Genomic DNA, 18,582 nt, shown 5'->3' on the forward strand with positions numbered 1-18,582 from the left:
GATTTGCGCTGTCTCATTCCCACACGAGCTTTAGTGGTAAAAAGTACACCTAATACTACTAAATTGCTCCATATGTAGGGCATTCATCGAAATTAGGTGGACAAATGGACTTCCGTCAAGAAAGTAGACATAAAAAAACAGATTTATGCGGTCTTTTTCTTTTTGAACTTCGCTGCAAATTGGACAGGAGAAAGATAACCCAGTGCACTGTGGATTCGCTTGCGGTTATAAAAAAACTCAATATACTGGAACATCTCATCCTGCGCTTGCTGTTTTGTTTTGAATTTGGTGCAATAGACAAACTCTTTCTTTAGGATGCTATGAAAAGATTCGATGCAGGCATTGTCATAGCAATTCCCCTTGCGGCTCATGCTCGCCTTCATACGGTATTTGTTCAGACGTTTACGGTAGTCAGCAGAGGCGTACTGGGATCCCCGATCGGAGTGATGAATGAGTCCCTTTGGGGGCCGCTTGGCTTTGTAGGCATCGTCTAGTGCGCCCAGTACCAGGTCGGTCGTCATTCGCTCCTCCAGTCTCCATCCGACGATTTCTCTCGTGCAGAGGTCGAGCACACTGGCTAGGTACAGTCTACCTTGACGGCAGGGAATGTAGGTAATGTCTGTGACCCAGACTTTGTTGGGTTCGTCTGTCGCAAATTTTTGATTCAGCAGGTTGGGGGCAATGGGGAGATCGTGATTGGAATCCGTCGTCTTGACACGAAACCGCTTGGCTACACACGAACGTAATCCGAGCTCTCGCATGTATTTTCCTACCGTCCGCTCGCTCAGGGTGTGCCCTTCTTTTCGCAGAAGGTCGGTGATTTTGGGGCTGCCATAACGTCTGTGGCTATCTTTGAAATGATAGTGGATTCGCTGGAGTACAAGTGCCTTACGCTCTGCCTGCGGACTCACGGTAATGCTTTTCCATTTGTAATACCCGCTCCGGGACACTTTAAGAACACTGCACATCCTCTCCATTCGAAACTCGGAGCGGTGATCTTCGATGAACTGAAATCTCAGCTCTTTGGTTTGCTGAAGATGTGCACGGCTTTTTTTACGATGGCAAGCTCCTCTTCAACGTCTGCAATTCGTTGTGCTCTTGCCTGTAATTCTTTTTCTTGTTCCAGCAGTCGTTGCTCGAGCTTGCGAACCTTTTCCGCACTGTTTACAGGTTCATTGCTAAACTCCCGATATTTCGCCAGCCAGTTGTGCAGCACACCAGGGGAGATGCCCAGCTCCTCCCCAATCTCCACCACCGTCTTCGTCTGATCCTGGATATACTTGACGGTTTCTCTTTTAAATTTTTCATTGTACCGCTGCCGTTGTTCACCCATGTGAACACCTCCTCGTTAAGTTCATTATTCATGCTCTCTTAACGGGTGTCCACTTTTTATTCTAATTGCAAAAATCCCACTAGTCACTACTGCGGATAGATTTCGACAAATTTAGTTTTACTAATTCCACTTAGCATACATTTTCACCTATGCACACCGTTCGTTGAACAGTCCGCCATTTGAATAACGCGAGCGTTTCTGCAAAAATACGCTAAGTCCAATCGGGTTTATCACATGCTGATACACAAAATTTTTTTTGAGTCGACTGATAAGATTTCACCAGGCAAGTTCAGCTAGTCCAACAGTCCAGCAAGTCCAACCCCTTCCAACAATCCCGCGGAGCGGAAGTCGGCAATCGTAACTGAGGCTTCAAGCAAATAGGTGACCCCAGCCATGGCCGGAGTCACCTATTTGTGTGATCTCTTATGTTGTCAGGAAAAATCCATTAACGGTTGACCGCTGATTTTCCACCTTCGGTCCAAGTGTCCGGTTCCGTATTCAGGATACGCTCAATCGGATAGACTCTCCATACGGCGGTTACAACGGCAGCGCTTAAGACTGCTTTGATAAGGTCACCGGGGAGGAACGGCCACATGCCTGCCGTTAATGCCTTGGAGAGAGAAGTCATGCCTGTAGAGTGGGCCAGCCACCATACGCCGCCAGGGTACACAAGAAGTGCCCCGAACAAGAAATTCACCGCCAGCAGCTTCACGAAAGTATATTTAGTCTGCCCGATACGCTGCGCAGACAGGCCGATCAGGAAGGCCACCACCGGCCAGGAGAAGATATAGCCTGCCGTTGGTCCAACCAGGACCGCCAAACCCCCGCTTCCGCCCATTACGGGAAATCCGGCAGCCGCCAGCCCAATTACAATCAGCACGGACAAAGTGCCATAGCGTGCGCCTAAAATGGAGCCGGCCAGCATGACTGCCAGCGTCTGCATGGTGATAGGTACGGCTGAGAAGGGCAGTGATATTCTAAAATAGCTAAGTGCGATCATAACTCCGGCGAATAGGGCACTGAAGATCAGGCCGCGAGTCGTCCATTTTTTCATGAGCTGGATTACCCCCATTTTTTTAGGATCACTATATCATCCCCTACCCGATACATCAATCTTAAAATATTTGCTATAATGGGTAGCAATTATCGATTACAGCAGTTAAGGAAGCAGGCACGACAATGATCAGAGCTGAGCAATTGACCTTGTCTTACCGGGACGGCCAGCGCATGTTGCCGGTATTGCAGGGGATTTCCATACATATCAAGCGGGGCGAATGGGTGGCCCTAACCGGAGCCAACGGCTGTGGCAAAAGCTCGCTCATCCGCACATTCAACGGTCTGAATATTCCAACCGGGGGCAGTCTGTCTGCCGCCGGTCTGGATCTGCGTTTACCAGGCAACCGCACTGCTGTCAAGCAGCATATCCAGCTGGTATTTCAGAATCCCGAAGCACAGACGATCGGCTCCACACCGTTTGAGGACATTGCTTTTGGACTGGAAAACCGCGGCTTACGCCGCGAGGTGATGCTCGCACAGATTGAGAAGGTTCTGCACCAGGTCGGGCTGGCTCATAAAGCAGAGGCCGATGTCTCCACCCTCTCGGGTGGTGAACGGCAACGCCTGGCGGTCGCCTGCTGCCTCGCACTGGAGACGGACATGATCATTTTTGATGAGGTAACCTCCATGCTCGATCCAGCCGGACGGCGGGACATCCTGGAGCTGGCCCGCCAGCTGTGGGAACAGGGGACGACAGTACTCTGGGTGACCCAGCGGATGGAGGAGCTGGCCGAAAGTTCACGTGTAGCCGTCATGAACCAAGGCAAAATGCTGTATGACGGAGACACGCGGACGCTTTTCTATTCAAGCGGGCTGCCGGATACTCTCGGCTGGCCCTCCGCGCCGGCCGTCCGCATCGGACAGCTGCTACAATCCAAGGGCTGGCCCCTGCACAGCCTGCCCTTGACCGAGCGGGATTTGGAGGCGGTTCTGTGAGGATTCAGGCGAACCACGTCTCCTTCGGCTACGACAGACTCCCTGTCCTTACGGATATTAATCTGGACATCCCCGAAGGCACGCTGACTGTTCTGTGCGGGGTCACGGGTAGCGGGAAGTCTACGCTGCTGCGCCTCTTGTCGGGCCTTGCAGAGCCGGCTGCCGGCACGGTTCTCCTGGACGGCAGCCAGGCTGCTGCCGGGAACGTCTCCATGGTATTCCAGCAGCCGGAGACGCAGCTGTTCGCAGGCAGCGTGCACCAGGAGCTGGAATACGGCCTAGCTGAGCGCGGAGTGCCGGGACCGCAGCGGCTGGAGCTGATCCGCAGTGCGCTTGCCAAAGTCGGGCTGCCCTACGATCAATTCGGCGGGCGCTCGCCCTTCCTGCTGAGCGGCGGCGAGAAGCGGCGGCTCTGCATCGCCGCCGCTATCGCTTCCCTCCCCGGGCTGCTCGTCCTTGACGAGCCCACAGCCGGGCTGGACCCGCAGGCGGCCGGGTCCCTGCTGGAGCTGCTGCGCGGGCTTCGCCGCAGCGGCTTAACCCTGGTCATTGGCACTCATGACCTTGACAGCTTCCTGCCCATCGCAGATGAGGCGATTGTAATGTCCAAGGGCGCCGTCCATTATAGCGGCCCGGCTTCTACCCTGTCTGCCGATCCGCTCGTGCTGACCGGCGCAGGGCTGGAGCCTCCCGCCTATTCGCGGCTCGGGCACAGGCTCCGGCAGCGCGGCCTGCTGGCTGAGCTGCCAGACAGCCTCGACAGCCTGCTCGCAGCGCTTGCAGAGCTGCCGCTTCCCGCACCGCCGGAGGAAGCTGCTCCGGCTTCGCAGCAGAGCCCCCGCCGGAGCCGGAGCAGCGGAGAGGAATTGCTGCCCGCCAAAGGGAATACGGCGGGCCGATCTTCCGCTGCCACGGATATACAAACAGCCTCTGCACGGAAACCGTGGCAGAGGCTGGACCCCCGCGTCAAATGGCTGGGGATGGTGCTGGGCACACTGGCCGTTCTGGGAATGCAAGCCCTGGTGCCGCTGCTGCTGGCCTCAGGGCTGATCACTGGACTCATGCTCTCTGCCCGCATTCCCTGGCAGAGGACGATCCGCTTCTTCCGTCCGTTCCTGCTGATGTTCCTGTTCCTCTGGCTGCTGTCCGCGCTCACCTGGAGTTCTCCGGATTATAAGCTTGGGCCTGTTGGCTTAAGCCTTGCCGGTATGGAACGTGGCGGACTGAACGTGCTCCGCTTTCTGCTGCTGGTTGCACTCGGTTTCCTGTTCACGGAGACTACCACCGGCGCCCCCTTGCGGGAAGCGCTGGAATGGGGAATTGCCCCGCTCAAAAAGTTGGGCATCCGTACCCGCAACTGGTCGCTGGCGGTGTCCGTCACGCTCCAGTTTGTGCCCTGGATTCTCGATAAACTGGCCCAGCTGCAGCTGGCGCTGAACTCGCGGGGCAGAAAAGCCCGCGGACTGGCCCGCTACACACCAAGGCAGGTTGCCCTGCTAATTGTACCCTTGCTCATTCTGGTCATCGGGATGGGCGATGAGCTGGCTACTGCAGTTGAATCCCGGGGCTATGACCCTACTAAAGAGCGGACGCCTGCCTACCGGCTGTCCTGGCAGAACCGTGATACACTCGTCATGCTCTGTATCCTGCTGGCAGCCGCCTTGTTGTGGACGGTTTCGCGGTTCACCTAAGAATATAACTCAGCATGTATTCCATATGTGGGTCCGGATTATGTAGCAGAGGGTCTTGCCGGGTCCAGACGCCTGAGATGCCCAGCTCCCGGCACGCGAGCTCGAAGCTGCATGCCGCAATCCCGATATCGATCCGTTGCATCTCAAACCCCAGCTTGTTGCCGCTGTAATTCGGCGTAGGCAGGTAATAGAAATGCACCTGTTTCCTGTCTTCGGACAGCACCACTCTCCATGGCTGCTTGTTGGAAGCCGACGGACCCAGCCGGACCATCTCCAGCGGTGCGGCCAGGCTGCCTGCAGCCTCGCGGGTCAGGACGTGGCCGAATCCGCCATCCTGGAACAGCTCGTTCCAGGGCTTCCTTTGATTCGATTTGGCGATATATCGCATCGTCGAGTCCAGCAGACGCTGCTTCTCGCTTGCATAGCCCACCGGGGAGATACACGGGATAAGTTCTCCCGGCGCAAGCTCAATTTCGCGGGAAAAGGACTTACGGTTAAAGGTGCCCCCCATCCAGCAGGTTCCAAGGCCCAGGCCGGTGGCATGAAGAATCAGCTTGTGAAAGATATAGCCGAACTCCAGCAGCGCCGTCTCCCCGTTCTGCACCACACCCACCAGATACGCCTGCGGGTTCTTAATGACCCCGTAAGCGCCAAGCTTAACGCCTGTTGCCTCCGCCACGCCTCCTTTGACTGTGATCCATTCCACAGAAGCCTTTCCGCCCAAAGGTCCGCGCAGATTCTCCTCCTGTGCCAAATATTCCATCACCGCTGCGCGGGCCTCTTCCCGGATCGGTGTCTGCTCATAAGTGCGGACCGATTTGCGTTTCTCCATAATCTCCATGATGGCGGTTCCCATAACTGTGTCCTCCTTTTCATATCAAACAGACCTGAATCTTTTGTTTCTTAAAAAAAAGATGGCGCCTGCATCGCGCAGGAGCCATCTCTAGTGATGTATATCTATGTTGCTTGCTCGTGCTCATGAATCCGGCAGAATCAGTATTGCCGATTTCCGCCTAATCGTCCAGGACCTATAGCACATCTGGTGAGGTTTATTTCCGGTCCTTGCCCTCTTCCGTGTAACGGGAGACAAGCCTTACCAGATCAAGTGTCAGGATTGACAGCGTAAGCGCGGCCGGATAGGCCAGATATCTGGGTTCCCACTCCGGATTGAACTTCTCCTTGTAGCGGCGCAGCCCGGAAAAACCGTACCAGTGGCCACCCCGTATATAAATCAGATGAGCCAGTTTTTCTTCCCTCAGCGCTCCTGAATTGTGCCCGACACTGGACAGCGGAGCATTGCCCAGATTGAATCTGCTGCTGCCCTGTTCTTTGGCCCACTCCAGCAGACGGACGAACAAATAGTCCATTGTGCCATTTGGCGTTTTTTTCAGGTGACGCATGAGATCGATTGAAACGGTCGTCCCCCCGTCATATCCCGGTGCGATGGAGGCAAAAGCCAGCACAGCGCCCTCCTCGGTCCTCAGCAGCGCAATGGGCGCCAGCTGGAGGTACGATGGCTTGAACCAGCCGAGAGAGTAGCCTTTTTCCTTTCGGCCGTTCAGCCATTCCTCAGAGATCCGGCGCAGCTCGTCCAGCAACGCTTCGGAATGAGGCGAATCCGCCACCTCGAATACATATCCCTCCCGCTCAAAGCGGCTTCTTACACTCCGCAGGTCGGAATTCTTTTTGCCACGGAGTGTGAAGTTGGCCAGCGGCACCGTTGCCTCTTCCCCCAGCTTGAAAAAACGGTAGCCCTGCTCATGATAGACCGGCAAAAAAGCCGGAGTGGCCTGATAGAACACCACAGCAAGCCCGTATAAATCCGCAGCCTGCCGAAATTCACTAATTCCGTCATTGATCAGGTCCAGCGGGCCCAGTGGATCACCCAGTACGACCAGTTTGTCCCGCGCCCGGGAAAAAGCAAACAGCACTTTGCCGCCCTGAGCCCAGTAAAAGCTCTTATCACCCAGGAACAGCATATGGGTTAAGGGATTCCCGGGGTTGCCCTCTAGAAATCGGCTTAATCTGTCCATGTCCTTATCCGCGAACAGCTCATCCACTTTATGGTTAGGCCGAAGGGTAAACAGCATCGTAAGCAGAATCCAGGAGAGCACCAGCCCGCCTGCTGCGGTAACCGCCACGTTGCTGTGACGCTGCAGCCACTCGGGATCGACGCCCTGGGGAAGATGCTTCAGGAAGCCCCGATGCGCATAGCTGCCCAGCCAGTAGTAGAGCAGTGCTATGAAAGTGGTCAGCACCAGCCACCACACGGTATTCTGCCGGCTTACCGGCACACTGACCCGGTAGAAGCGAGCCCGCGAGATCCACAGGATGAGCGCTACCAGCAGCAGGAACAGAGCCTCCTCATAATCAAAGCCCTTCGTAAAAGTAAATACAGCTCCCACGAACAGCAGCACACTGGTCCAGACATAGGCTCTGCGGATCCGCAGCGAAATTCCGCGCGACAGTAGAATGAGCATGAATCCGATCAGCACGGAGAGATGATGCGATATCCGCATCACCGGCAGCGAGAGCAGATCCTCCGTAAGCCTCAGCCGGTACAGGAGCTCGGGTGTGGCTGCTGACAGCAGCAGAACAAGTCCGCTGACAAGCACCAGCTTGCCTAGTGCCCAGACGCCAAGATCGCTCAGGAACGTATATTGGCCGGGCCAGCCCCAGATTTTCTGCCAGCGGTTAAGCGAAGGCTCGATACCCGCTGTATTGCGGTCGGGGTCCTTTTTACTCTGAAGCCCGATTTCCAGTGCGGCCAGTCCCAGGCCAATCAGCCAGGGAATCAGATAATAAAACAGTCTGTAAATGACCAATACGGCCATCGCCTGATCCGTTCGGTATCCCAGCTGCGTAAGCCCGAGCAAGGCAATCAGATCGAAAGCGCCGATACCTCCGGGAGCCATGCTGAGAATGCCGGCAATCGCGGCAATTACATAAATACTAAAGACGGTCACGAAATCTACCCCGCCGAGCAGGTGGCTTCCGATCGTCCAGAACGTGATTCCCGCGAACAGCCACTCCAGAAAGGAAGCGCCGACGGAAGCCCCCACGGTTAGCCAGGGCGTTCGGCCCTGGTCCCGGTTAATCCATCTGGCGAACAACAACGACCGCTGAACGATAACGAAAAACGGCAAATACAGCGCCATGCCCCAGACCGCGAACACCAGCCAGTGATGCCTGTGCAGCAGCGCGGCCGCCGGAAGCAACCCAAAGATATTGCCCCAGGAGAGCAGCGACAGCCCGGTGATCATCAGCGGTGAGAGAAACACGATGGCGGGCGTAAGGACGGCGGCAGGCACACCGCTTTTTTTGTAGAGAAGCGTCCGTAAACCGACCCCAGCCAAACCCGCAAACCCGATCAGATTGTTGAAGGTATTCGCAATCCACGAGTAGCGGAAAGTGCTCCAGCGCCCGATATTCAGCCGGAAATGACGCCGGATCAAATAATCATAGCCGCTCATGACCGCAACAGCGAGCAGCGCGACGCCCATCATCTGGGCAATGGCCTCCGCGGGCACACGTTTTAGTTCATGGAGGATCAGCCCCAGATGCACCTGCTTCAGCTCATGCTGGCCCTCCAGATATACAAGAGCTATGATTGCAATCGGTATAAGCGCTCTTACCGCCCTGAGCCGGTAGACCGAGACAATCAGCCTTACGATTTTGAAACGTTCGAGTGTTTGGATCTTGGAGTGCATGTCTTCTCCTGCCTTTACTGCCGGATGATGGGCTTAATAAGCCTTTTGCCCTTTTTCATTTCTCCATTATACCAAGACTATGGATGAAAGGCTCTTTTTGGAGTGTTTCAAAGGTTAGACCACCCGCAAGCCCCAATACCCTGCACTACAGCGTTCAAAAAATCTATGACACGCCAAAAAAAGAGGACCCCCTCACGGCAAAGGTGTCCTCTTTTCAGATGCTGCTTAAATTCAGTTGCTTACTCGCTTTGACGGAACTACACCCGGATGTCAAATCTTCCTTCGCTGTCTGTAGTGGCTGTCGCAATATCCTGCGCACTTGCAGGCACAAGCGTTTTGCCGCCTGCCGGTTTCTCCGGCGGAGCTGCATTGCCGCTTGCCGAAGAGGAGCTTCCGCTCTGAGACTTCTGGGCAATTTGTGCATCGATCTGTTTGATCTGCTGCTCCAGCTGCTTGGTCTTCGTCTCCTTGGTCTTCTCATCGTCTTTGCTGGAATTAACCTTTTCCAAATCGGCTTCCAGCTTGGCTTTTTGCTTCTCCAATGCAGCGGTATCAGATGCGCTGGAGGATGTGTATGTAGTAGAAGATGCCGATGATACAGATGAAATATTCATGCTTGTCCCTCCCTTCACTTCTCCAAGTATAGGCGGTTGATCCGGGAGGAACGTTAAAATGCGCTGAAAGTTTGCTGAAAGGCATCCGGCATACCGGGAGTTGCAATGCACCCATGCATATAAGGGGAGGACTATATTTTCCCCTGACGGGCCGATACTTCACCCGGGTTGCCGGGTCCAGCGCCTTTTTTTCTCCGGTTCACAAGAGTAACACTCAGCAGAATAATCACAAGCCCGGCGATGGTATTGGCATAAACCTGTTCATGCAGAAAAATCACACCCCAGACCAGGCCGAATACAGGAACCAGAAAAGTAACGCTAACGGTCTTCACGGCGCCGACATTGCGGATCAGGCGGAAATACAACAGATAGGCTATGGAGGTACAGAAGATGGACAGCCCGAGAACAGAATAGACAGCCGGGGCCGACGGCAGATGATCGGGTGCAAAAACAATGGCCAGCGGCAACAGCACTACTGCCGCTCCAAGCTGCTGTCCGGCGGCAAGCGTCAGGGGCTCAAGGCCGCGGCCTACCCGCGAGGCATATAATCCGCCGAACCCATAGGAGAGGGCTGCCCCCAGAGAAAAGAAGACGGATAACAGAATCTTGCCATCCATTGGAACAGGACTCCAGCCTACCAGAACACCCACTCCAAGCAGCCCGATCAGAAGGCCTGCCGACTTGGTGAGTCCCGGCTTCTCCTGCTGGATTCCCCAGGCGGCAAGCGCTGTGAACATTGGAGTTGTGGCATTAAGGATGGCTGCCAGAGAGGCACTCAGATGCAGCTCCGCCAGGCAGATCAGCGTAAAGGGAAGGGCGGCATTGACCGCCCCAAGCAACAGGAACTGCTTGGCGTGCCGCCAGATGCCCAGTTTCTGGCGCTTCAATACCGCATACAGCAGCAGGACGGCAGCAGCCAGCGTGACACGGAGCTCTGTCGTAAATACCGGCCCCAGCTCAGGCGAAGCGATTCTCATGAACAAAAAGGAAGCGCCCCAGGCAAAAGCCAGCAGCAGCAAAGTGCCAAAATCCTTGCGGCTCACCGGGCACCTCCCGGCTTGCAGAGCAAGAGATAGGACAGAATGGAGCACAGGCCAGCCCCTGCGATGACCATTGCCATAGGCAAGGCGGTCTCACTGCCGCCAAGTCCGACAAGGGGAGCTACACAGCTGCCAAGCAACAGGGGCAGCAGGCCGAGAAGTGCCGATGCGCTGCCTGCTGCCTCGCCCTGATCCTGCATGGCCAGGGAGAAGCTGGTTGTTCCAACCATGCCCACACTGGAAACCACTGCGAATAAGCAGATCAGGATGGGCACGAGCCCGCCTCCGGACAGAACGGTCAGCAGCAGCAGTACACCGCCCAGCGTGCAGAGCAGCAGGCCGCCCACCAGAAATCTCTGTTCGCCGAATCGTCCGGCGAGTCTGCCGGCGACCTGGCCCGAAAGGATAATGCCCAGTCCATTGACGGCAAAAATCAGACTGTACATTTGCTGGGATACCCAAAAAATATTCTGCAGAACAAAGGATGAACCGGAAATATACGCGAACATGGCGGCAGAGACAAATCCCTGAGAGAGGGCATATCCCATAAATCTTCCATTGCCAAGCAGGACAGCGAACGTACGCAGCGTACCGCGAAGCCCGCTCCTGGAACGCCGCTCTTTGGGCAAGGTCTCTGGAAGCCGCAGCAGAATCGTGGCAAAAAAGATCAGACCGGCGGCAAACAGCACCACGAACACCCCCTGCCATGTTGTCACTCTGAGCAGCTGGCCGCCGATGACCGGGGCCAGGATCGGACCCAATCCATTGACAATCATCAGCAGGGAAAAGAATTTGGTTAACTCGGAGCCACTATACAGGTCACGCACCGCCGCGCGCGAGATCACGACACCTACCGACCCGGCTACCCCCTGGATAAACCGCAGCATCACCAGCAGCCCGATGGAAGGGCTGAACGCGCACAGCAAGGAGGAGACTGCATACACCACCATGCCAATGAGCAGTGGAGTGCGGCGGCCATAAACGTCGCTCAAAGGTCCGGCTACCAGCTGACCCGAGGCCAGTCCCAGCAAAAAAAAGGTCAGGCTGAGCTGCACCAGCGCAGCTCCGGCGCCAAAATGTGCCCCCAGCGCCGGAAGCGCGGGCAAATACATGTCAATGGACAACGGGCCAATCGCGGAGATAGCCCCCAGAATGACAGCGATCTGCAGCCGCTGCTTCCGTGACGGCCCTTCCGCTTTCAGCACCCTACTATCGATTTTTGTAATCATAAGCAATAACGTCAACCTTTCCGTAGCAATGTAACCTTCATACTACCCATCCCGGATGGATTATTCAATGCAAAAAACCGCCCGCAGGGGCTATCAAGTGGCTGATACAGTCACTTGGCAGCGGCCCCGCAGACGGTTATACGGTTAGACTTGGCGGAAATCACTTTGCTGTTTCAGCCAATCACGGGCACTTTCAGCTTCGGCTGAGCTGAGGCGGTGACCCTGATTGCCCCAATGCATGGTTACCTCTGCACCTGCCCCCTGCAGCAGAGATTCGAGTTCCCCGGTTTCCTCCGTGCGGATGATCGGATCATTTGTGCCTGCTCCGATGAACACCGCAACATCCTTCAAGGATGGCAGGTTCACCCCGCGCAGCGGCACCATCGGATGCAGCAGCACAGCGGAGCGGAAGATACTTCCGTAGTGGAACAGCAGGCTGCCGGCGATATTTGCACCGTTGGAGTAACCTACAGCCACCAGATTGCCGGAATCAAAACCGTACTTAGCCGCTGCCTCATCCAAAAACTGCTTAACCTCATGGGTGCGGAAGATCAGGTCCTCTTCATCGAAGATGCCTTCAGCCAGCCGCCGGAAATAACGCGGCATGCCATTCTCCAGCACATTCCCCCGGATACCCAGCACCGAAGCACCAGGGGCCAGCAGTTCAGCCAACGGCAGCAGATCCTTTTCATTACCGCCTGTACCATGGAACAAGACTAACGTCGGCAAGCGATCATCGGTGCCTTTGCGGAAGATATGAATCATCCCTGGTTCACCCCGATTTCGCGGATTTCAAAAGGCGTCAGGTTCTCTTCGATCACCGCACGGTGCGGCTCGAACCAGGCGGGAAGCATCAGCTTCTGTCCCAGAGCATCCGGTGCTTCATCACGGGCAAAGCCTGGAGGATCAGTTGCAATCTCGAAAAGAATTCCGCCTTCCTCACGGAAGTAAATAGCGTTGAAGTACTGGCGGTCCTGCACCGGCGTCGGCTGATAGCCATGGCTCTGCACGTGACGGCCCCATTCCAGATGCTCGGCATCATCTTTGGCCCGCCAGGCGATGTGATGGACCGTACCCGTGCCTCCTGCTCCGTGCGGAACCGGTGCTGCCTTCAAATCAATGATGTTACCCAGATCTCCGGTCGATTGGTAGCGGATGTATCCGTCACCTTCAGCGATGCGCTCGAGGCCGAGTGTACGGGACAGGGTATCTGCTGTTTTTTCCGGATCTGTACTGTAGAGAACGGCTCCGCCGAACCCCTTGATGGCATGCTCAGGCGTCACACCGCCAAAGGACCAGGTGCTTGGCGCCCCTTCTTCACGTTCAACAAGTTCAATCCGCAATCCGTCGAAATCAGCAAACGAGATGTAAGACTCGCCAATCCGGCTCACTTCGGTCACCGGGATCTGATAAGCAGCCAGGCGCTGCTTCCAGAATTCCATGGAGCCTACCGGCACTGCATAAGTGGTTACACCCACCTGACCACCGCCGATGCGGCCTTTGCGTCCCTCAGACCAGGGGAAGAACGTAATGATCGTGCCAGGCGCACCCTGTTCATTTCCGAAATAGAGGTGATATACCTCGGGAGCATCGAAATTGATGGTTTTTTTCACAAGGCGCAGTCCAAGAATTCCGGCATAGAAATCAGCATTGCGCTGTACGTCTCCAACAAAAGCAGTAATATGGTGAATACCTTGAGTTTGCATAGTCATTATAATTACCTCCTGAAATGTTATGGGCAAGAATGATGTTTCAGCGAAAATCAGTTAAAGAACAGGGCGTCCAGCGAGATCGATCCCGGTCCGGCCAGTGCAACCCCCACCGCAACCACCAGCAGCGTCAGAGGGAACTCGATACCATTCGCTGTAGACCAAAAGCCATTCGGAGCATGAACCTTAACAATGGCGCCCAGCATAGCTGCGGCAATCAGTACGGCAGCCAGCGGTGTCAGCAGCCCGGCTGCGAACAGCAGACCTCCGACAAGCTCCATTAATCCGGCCAACACCGCCATCAGCACCCCAGGTTTTATCCCAATCGACTCCATCCAGCCACCGGTCCCTTTTGGACCATAGCCGCCGAACCAGCCGAACAGCTTCTGTGAACCATGCCCGATAAACGCAATCCCGATTACCAATCTCATCAACAATAAACCTACACTAACCATTTTAAACACACTCCATTCTCTTTGATTTAATTATCTTAACGTTAAGATATTAGGTAAAAATTTTTGGTCTTGCTGTTGTTCCTGAGGAACTATGCTTTCTTTTACAATGAGGCTGTTCCTCCGCTATTCCTTGGCAAGGCGTATCTGCTGCTGTACCTGCTGTCAGATGCCTTTTGTCTATACGCCTTTGCCAAGCTTCTTCAGCAGTTGAATGGCCTGATCCTTCTCTTCTCCATTCAGGCCACCCATCATACTGTGAATGGAATGGACATGACGGGGGAAAATATCATCGAACAATTCGCGTCCCGCATCCGTAATCTCTGCGTAAGTTACGCGCCGGTCGTCGCTGCAGGGAACACGCTTCAACAATCCCCTCTTCTCCAGCTTATCGATGTTATAAGTAATACTGCCGCTGGTGACAAGGATCTTCTCGCCGATCTGCTGCAATGGAATCCGGGTTCTGTGATACAGCACCTCCAGCACCATAAACTCCGCCGAAGCGAGCCCGTGGCTCTTCATATCCTTCACCGCCTGATCCATCAGGCTCTTATACGCCTTAGACAGGACAACGAACAGTTTCAGCGATGCTGCCTGATCTGCAGTCTCTCTATCGGCCGCTATGCTTAATGTCTCCTTGGAATCACTCATCCTTGTTCACCTCCCATCGCTTTTTCGTTTATCTTTAAATTAAACATCTTTAAGTTAAGATAAATATAATCCAATCCAGATCACTTGTCAACACCTTCTGCAAAAAATAAATCACCGCGGTTTGACCTGCCTCTAAAAACGGCGTATCCTTTTCCTTGGAAAAGCCAGCTGAATCCTTGGATATTGCCTTGGAGATCAGTTGCTACTGATCCGCTGAACTTATGCTTATAGTAAAGTGACTTATTATAGAAGGAGGCTGGATGATGGAAGCATTCGATAGACAAGCTCCAGGCCCGCACGGTGAAGCAGGGCTTCTACCTGACGCTCCGCGCATCCTGATCGTGACGGCGGTCGCGGCAGAGCGGGACGCGGTCCTGCGCGGCCTGAAGGGCAGCAGCAGGTTCCATGTCATCGCGGCGGGCGCCGGCACCGCCGCTGCGGCGGCTGGAACCGCCGCCGCTCTGGCAGCCGGAGGCTACGGCTGCGTCATCAGCGCCGGGATCGGCGGCGGCTTCCCGGGCCGTGCGCCCGTAGGCTCGCTGGTCGTCGCCAGCGAGATGCTTGACGCGGCCCTCGGCGCAGAGACGCCGGAGGGCTTCCGCAGCGCTGCCGAGCTTGGCTTCGGCAGCGTGTCCGTGCCGGCCAACAGCGGCACGGTGCAGGCGGTTTCGGCCGCGCTGGCAGCGGCCGGACTTGCGGTAAGCACGGGAACCGTGCTTACCGTGTCAACGGCGACCGGCACCGCCGGGACGGCCGCCGCTCTGGCCGCGCGCCATCCGGAGGCGGCGGCGGAAGCGATGGAAGGCCACGGGGTTGCCGTGGCCGCCCAGCGCTTCGGGATCGCGGCACTGGAGCTGCGCGCGATCTCGAACCCGGTCGGCCCGCGTGACCGGGCCGCGTGGAAGATCCCTGAAGCGCTCGATGCGCTCGCGGCAGCAGCCGCTATACTACTGGAGGTGCTGTAATGTCAACAGAGCTGAATATAGCTTTTTCCCCTTGTCCTAATGATACTTTCGTATTTCATGCCTGGGCTCATGGCTTAGTTCCGGATGCGCCCAAGCTGAATGTAACGTTTGCCGATATCAATATCACCAACGGTTTGGCTGCGGATGGTACCGGACCGGAGGTGCTCAAAATTTCCTACGCTGCGCTCCCCTGGGTGCTGGAGAAGTACAAGCTGCTGCCCTGCGGCGGCGCTCTTGGCCGGGGCTGCGGCCCGCTGGTTCTGACCCGCAAGGGCGCTGGCGCTATCAAGCATCCGCGTGAGCTGTCGGGACGCCGTATCGCCGTTCCCAGTGAGCGCTCGACCGCCTATCTGCTGTTCCGCCTATGGGCGGCACAGCAGGTGCCGGGCGGACCTGCCGAGATCGTCGTCCTGCCCTTCGACGAGATCATGCCTGCGGTAAGTGACGGGCAGATCGATGCAGGGCTCGTGATTCATGAAGCCCGCTTCACTTATCCGTCCTATGGCCTGAACCTGCTGACCGATCTGGGCAGCTGGTGGGAGAGCGATACCGGGCTGCCCATACCGCTTGGTGCAATTATCGCCCGCCGCGACCTGGACCATGAGGCCATTACCGGCTGGATCCGCAGCTCACTGCAGTATGCGTGGGATCACCCCACCGATTCCAGAGAGTATGTGCTGGACCATGCCCAGGAGCTCTCGCCGGAGGTCGCCAAGTCGCACATTGATCTTTATGTCAATGAGTTCACGATGAGCCTCGGAGACGACGGCTATGCCGCAATTTCAGCGCTGCTAAACCGCGCTGCCGCCGAAGATTTGGTTCCGGCGGTTGACCCCTCGCTGCTGCGGTAGCGTACGGCTCCCGGACTGCGTGTCAACGCTACGGAAGCCGGCTTATTTTATAACCTGACGGTTCAAGATTCCCTTTATCCTCTGCAGGCTGTATGACTACTAATCCTATACTGCAAACTGAGGCTTGGGTATTTGCTGGCTACAAACGACTTTTATGCTGACAATCTAGCACCTGCAACCGTACACGTACACGCTCACGTTCACTGTACTCTAACATTTGTCCGGCATTAACGCTGGTAAATCAGCTTCATTTCTCTCACTGCCATTTGGCATGGCGTCTTAGACTCCTTACAATAGAAGTATTGACCAGCACTTGCGAGGAGGTTTTTGATTATATGATCCCTGGCGGCAACAGCAAGCCTAATATTGAACGGTTCCTGGGGTATCAGGACGACTACGACCGCTACCGGCCCGAAGCTCCGCCCATCGTGACTGGACTGCTGACCAATTACCTGGGCCGCAGGCCTTCACGGGTAGCCGATGTGGGCTGTGGAACCGGGCTGTCCACCTTTCTATGGAAGGATGCCGCGGATGCCGTAACCGGAGTGGAGCCTAACCCCGATATGCTAGGCAAAGCGTTGGAGAAGCTGCATCTTCTCGGGAGTGGGGCAGAAGCCCTGTCATTTGTCCATGGCTTCTCTAACCAGCTTCCTTTTCCACCCTGCAGCGTAGACATTATCACCTGCTCGCAGTCATTCCACTGGATGGACCCGGCCAGCACGCTGCAGGAGATCTCCCGCTGTCTGTGTCCGGGCGGCGTATTCGCCGCCTATGATTGTGATTGGCCGCTGGCTCTGCAGCCGGATATTGAGGCTCACTACAATCAGCTGATCGCAGCGGCAGATGATCTGCTGGCCGAGCTACAACCCACAGCCGAACAGGCGCATAAATGGGACAAAGCAGGCCATTTAGCCAGAATAAAAGCCAGCGGTGCATTTTCTTATGCGCGGGAAATGGTGTTTCATAACATGGAGGACTGCGATGCACAGCGTTATGTCGGACTTACACTCAGTCAAGGCGGTATCCAAACCGTGCTGAAGCTTGCTCCTGCCGCCCTGGAAGAGGATATAGCGGATTTCACATCAAAGGTGGAGCAATATTACCAAGGCCGGACACTGCCTGTGCTGATCAGCTACCGGATGAGGATTGGGGTAAAGTAGCCGGTATTTTGCGGCTTTTGCGGTATTTGTGTATTTGCGGTGTTTATTTTAGCCATATCCGCTTATTTGACCTATACTTCGTGCTTAACCTGTACTTCATGTTTGACCTATACTTTGTGCTTAACCTATACTTATTGAAGCGAGACGAAGAACGTCCCGGTTGCCCTCCAAGGGGAAGCCGGGGCGTTTTCTATTTTCCAGGGAGAGTGAATCTATTGATATTTGAAGAAGCACATCTGCAATTTATCAAAGGACATTTGACGGACAGACCCGCGGGAGAACGGCGGGGACGGCTGGAGAGAGGTCATCTGCACGCGGAAACCTTATTCCTGCGCAATGTCTGGTGGCCGCTTCGGGGCACTTTTACTGGGCTTCATCCCGAATACGAGGTGACCGACTGGAGAGGAAGATCCTATTTTGCCGATTTTGCCTGGCTGCCCGGATATGTGAAGCTGCTCATCGAAATCAAAGGCTTTGCGTCACATGTGCGTGATATGGACAGGCAGAAATACTGCAGCGAGCTTAACCGTGAAACGTTTCTGTATGCCATGGGCTACCATGTGATTTCTTTTGCCTATGATGATGTGGAACAACGTCCAGAGCTATGCATGACCTTGCTGCGTATGGTTCTAAGTAAATACCAACCGTCTGAAGCGCCTGTATCGCGCGTTCAGCTGATGGAGCAGGAGGTCATCCGGCTGGCCGTTCAACTGGCACGTCCCATCCGCCCCTTGGATGTGGAGGAGCATTTCGATATTACCTACAAAACGGCGATTCGAATCCTTCGCAGTCTGACCGAAAAAGGCTGGCTACTCCCTTCCCCGGACCCCGGGCTGCAAAGAATTGTCCGTTACGAGCTGGTACACGGGGTTCTGGAGTACTTTCATTAGTTTGATTAAGTAGTTTGATTAAGTAGTTTGGTTATCGGTGGACTATCGCCAATGGATGGCACAAGTTTGCGGGCTTGCGGGCTGCAGTGGTTATGTTTCGAGTAACCTACATGCTATGTACCAGATGCGCCCCTTTATCCGGTTGCTTGTGCTCTCCGATTGTCAGGCTGCCGGTCACGTTCAATCAATGGTCAGCAGTGAATCGCATTTGTCCTTTAGCCAACATTCGATCTCAGAATTAAGTGGAAAAAGGAAACCTAATTTGTACATTTATTTAGTTTCAGGACGTTTATGT

18 protein-coding genes are annotated in these 18,582 nt (G+C 55.2%); 6 read left to right on the top strand and 12 right to left on the bottom strand.

Annotated features, from left to right (window positions below; all coding sequences use genetic code 11):
* Positions 1 to 143: 143 nt before the first annotated feature.
* The 3 genes from ACTJKB_RS12225 to ACTJKB_RS12235 form a co-directional block, all read right to left on the bottom strand.
* Positions 144 to 1,019 (bottom strand): IS3 family transposase, encoded by an 876-nt coding sequence (locus ACTJKB_RS12225; protein ID WP_440834749.1) that lies wholly within the window; start codon positions 1,017 to 1,019, stop codon positions 144 to 146.
* Positions 1,016 to 1,333 (bottom strand): transposase, encoded by a 318-nt coding sequence (locus ACTJKB_RS12230; protein WP_440834264.1) that lies wholly within the window; start codon positions 1,331 to 1,333, stop codon positions 1,016 to 1,018. The genes ACTJKB_RS12225 and ACTJKB_RS12230 overlap by 4 nt, the downstream gene beginning before the upstream one ends.
* A gap of 445 nt (positions 1,334 to 1,778) precedes the next feature.
* The gene (locus ACTJKB_RS12235) at positions 1,779 to 2,405 is read right to left on the bottom strand and encodes a biotin transporter BioY (protein ID WP_440834265.1); all 627 of its coding nucleotides are present in this window, start codon (positions 2,403 to 2,405) and stop codon (positions 1,779 to 1,781) included.
* Positions 2,406 to 2,512: 107 nt separating this feature from the next.
* On the opposite strand from ACTJKB_RS12235, the gene ACTJKB_RS12240 reads away from it, so the two are divergent.
* Entirely contained in the window at positions 2,513 to 3,325 is an 813-nt protein-coding gene (locus ACTJKB_RS12240; protein WP_440834267.1) for an energy-coupling factor ABC transporter ATP-binding protein, read from the top strand.
* Complete coding sequence (locus ACTJKB_RS12245; RefSeq protein ID WP_440834269.1) at positions 3,322 to 5,016, top strand: ATP-binding cassette domain-containing protein; 1,695 nt, start codon at positions 3,322 to 3,324, stop codon at positions 5,014 to 5,016. Before ACTJKB_RS12240 ends, ACTJKB_RS12245 begins: the two co-directional genes overlap by 4 nt.
* On the opposite strand, the gene ACTJKB_RS12250 is transcribed toward ACTJKB_RS12245, so the two are convergent.
* From ACTJKB_RS12250 to ACTJKB_RS12290, 9 genes are all read right to left on the bottom strand, one after another.
* Complete coding sequence (locus ACTJKB_RS12250) at positions 5,009 to 5,872, bottom strand: nitroreductase family protein (protein ID WP_440834271.1); 864 nt, start codon at positions 5,870 to 5,872, stop codon at positions 5,009 to 5,011. The two genes, ACTJKB_RS12245 and ACTJKB_RS12250, sit on opposite strands and share 8 nt — an antisense overlap.
* A 193-nt stretch (positions 5,873 to 6,065) precedes the next feature.
* Positions 6,066 to 8,726, bottom strand: a complete 2,661-nt coding sequence (gene mprF, locus ACTJKB_RS12255) for a bifunctional lysylphosphatidylglycerol flippase/synthetase MprF (protein WP_440834273.1) — start codon at positions 8,724 to 8,726, stop codon at positions 6,066 to 6,068.
* Between the two features lie 257 nt (positions 8,727 to 8,983).
* Positions 8,984 to 9,340: a FlxA-like family protein gene (locus ACTJKB_RS12260; protein ID WP_440834275.1), complete on the bottom strand. Its 357-nt coding sequence runs from the start codon at positions 9,338 to 9,340 to the stop codon at positions 8,984 to 8,986.
* 131 nt (positions 9,341 to 9,471) lie between these two features.
* Positions 9,472 to 10,383 carry a DMT family transporter gene (locus tag ACTJKB_RS12265; protein ID WP_440834277.1) on the bottom strand — a complete coding sequence of 304 codons (912 nt, stop codon included), beginning with the start codon at positions 10,381 to 10,383 and terminating at the stop codon, positions 9,472 to 9,474.
* The gene (locus tag ACTJKB_RS12270; RefSeq protein ID WP_440834279.1) at positions 10,380 to 11,609 is read right to left on the bottom strand and encodes a multidrug effflux MFS transporter; all 1,230 of its coding nucleotides are present in this window, start codon (positions 11,607 to 11,609) and stop codon (positions 10,380 to 10,382) included. The genes ACTJKB_RS12265 and ACTJKB_RS12270 overlap by 4 nt, the downstream gene beginning before the upstream one ends.
* 144 nt (positions 11,610 to 11,753) lie before the next feature.
* Positions 11,754 to 12,374 carry an alpha/beta hydrolase gene (locus ACTJKB_RS12275; protein ID WP_440834281.1) on the bottom strand — a complete coding sequence of 207 codons (621 nt, stop codon included), beginning with the start codon at positions 12,372 to 12,374 and terminating at the stop codon, positions 11,754 to 11,756.
* Positions 12,371 to 13,321: a ring-cleaving dioxygenase gene (locus tag ACTJKB_RS12280; protein ID WP_440834283.1), complete on the bottom strand. Its 951-nt coding sequence runs from the start codon at positions 13,319 to 13,321 to the stop codon at positions 12,371 to 12,373. Before ACTJKB_RS12280 ends, ACTJKB_RS12275 begins: the two co-directional genes overlap by 4 nt.
* A 50-nt stretch (positions 13,322 to 13,371) precedes the next feature.
* Positions 13,372 to 13,773: a DoxX family protein gene (locus ACTJKB_RS12285; protein WP_074087425.1), complete on the bottom strand. Its 402-nt coding sequence runs from the start codon at positions 13,771 to 13,773 to the stop codon at positions 13,372 to 13,374.
* A 177-nt stretch (positions 13,774 to 13,950) separates the two neighbouring features.
* Positions 13,951 to 14,421, bottom strand: coding sequence for a MarR family winged helix-turn-helix transcriptional regulator (locus ACTJKB_RS12290; RefSeq protein WP_440834285.1), 471 nt, complete (start codon positions 14,419 to 14,421; stop codon positions 13,951 to 13,953).
* Positions 14,422 to 14,684: 263 nt separating this feature from the next.
* Between ACTJKB_RS12290 and ACTJKB_RS12295 the strand changes: the two genes are divergently transcribed.
* From ACTJKB_RS12295 to ACTJKB_RS12310, 4 genes are all read left to right on the top strand, one after another.
* Positions 14,685 to 15,386 carry a futalosine hydrolase gene (locus tag ACTJKB_RS12295; RefSeq protein WP_440834287.1) on the top strand — a complete coding sequence of 234 codons (702 nt, stop codon included), beginning with the start codon at positions 14,685 to 14,687 and terminating at the stop codon, positions 15,384 to 15,386.
* An 11-nt stretch (positions 15,387 to 15,397) separates the two neighbouring features.
* On the top strand, positions 15,398 to 16,237 hold the full coding sequence (locus ACTJKB_RS12300; protein ID WP_440834751.1) for a 1,4-dihydroxy-6-naphthoate synthase: 840 nt from the start codon (positions 15,398 to 15,400) through the stop codon (positions 16,235 to 16,237).
* A gap of 335 nt (positions 16,238 to 16,572) precedes the next feature.
* A complete protein-coding gene (locus ACTJKB_RS12305; RefSeq protein ID WP_440834289.1) occupies positions 16,573 to 17,397 on the top strand; it encodes a methyltransferase domain-containing protein in 825 nt (274 codons plus the stop codon).
* 206 nt (positions 17,398 to 17,603) lie between these two features.
* Entirely contained in the window at positions 17,604 to 18,287 is a 684-nt protein-coding gene (locus ACTJKB_RS12310) for a hypothetical protein (RefSeq protein ID WP_440834291.1), read from the top strand.
* Positions 18,288 to 18,582 lie beyond the last annotated feature (295 nt).

Source organism: Paenibacillus sp. 22594 (assembly GCF_052044425.1).
In the GTDB taxonomy this organism is placed as follows: Bacteria; Bacillota; Bacilli; order Paenibacillales; family Paenibacillaceae; genus Paenibacillus_AQ.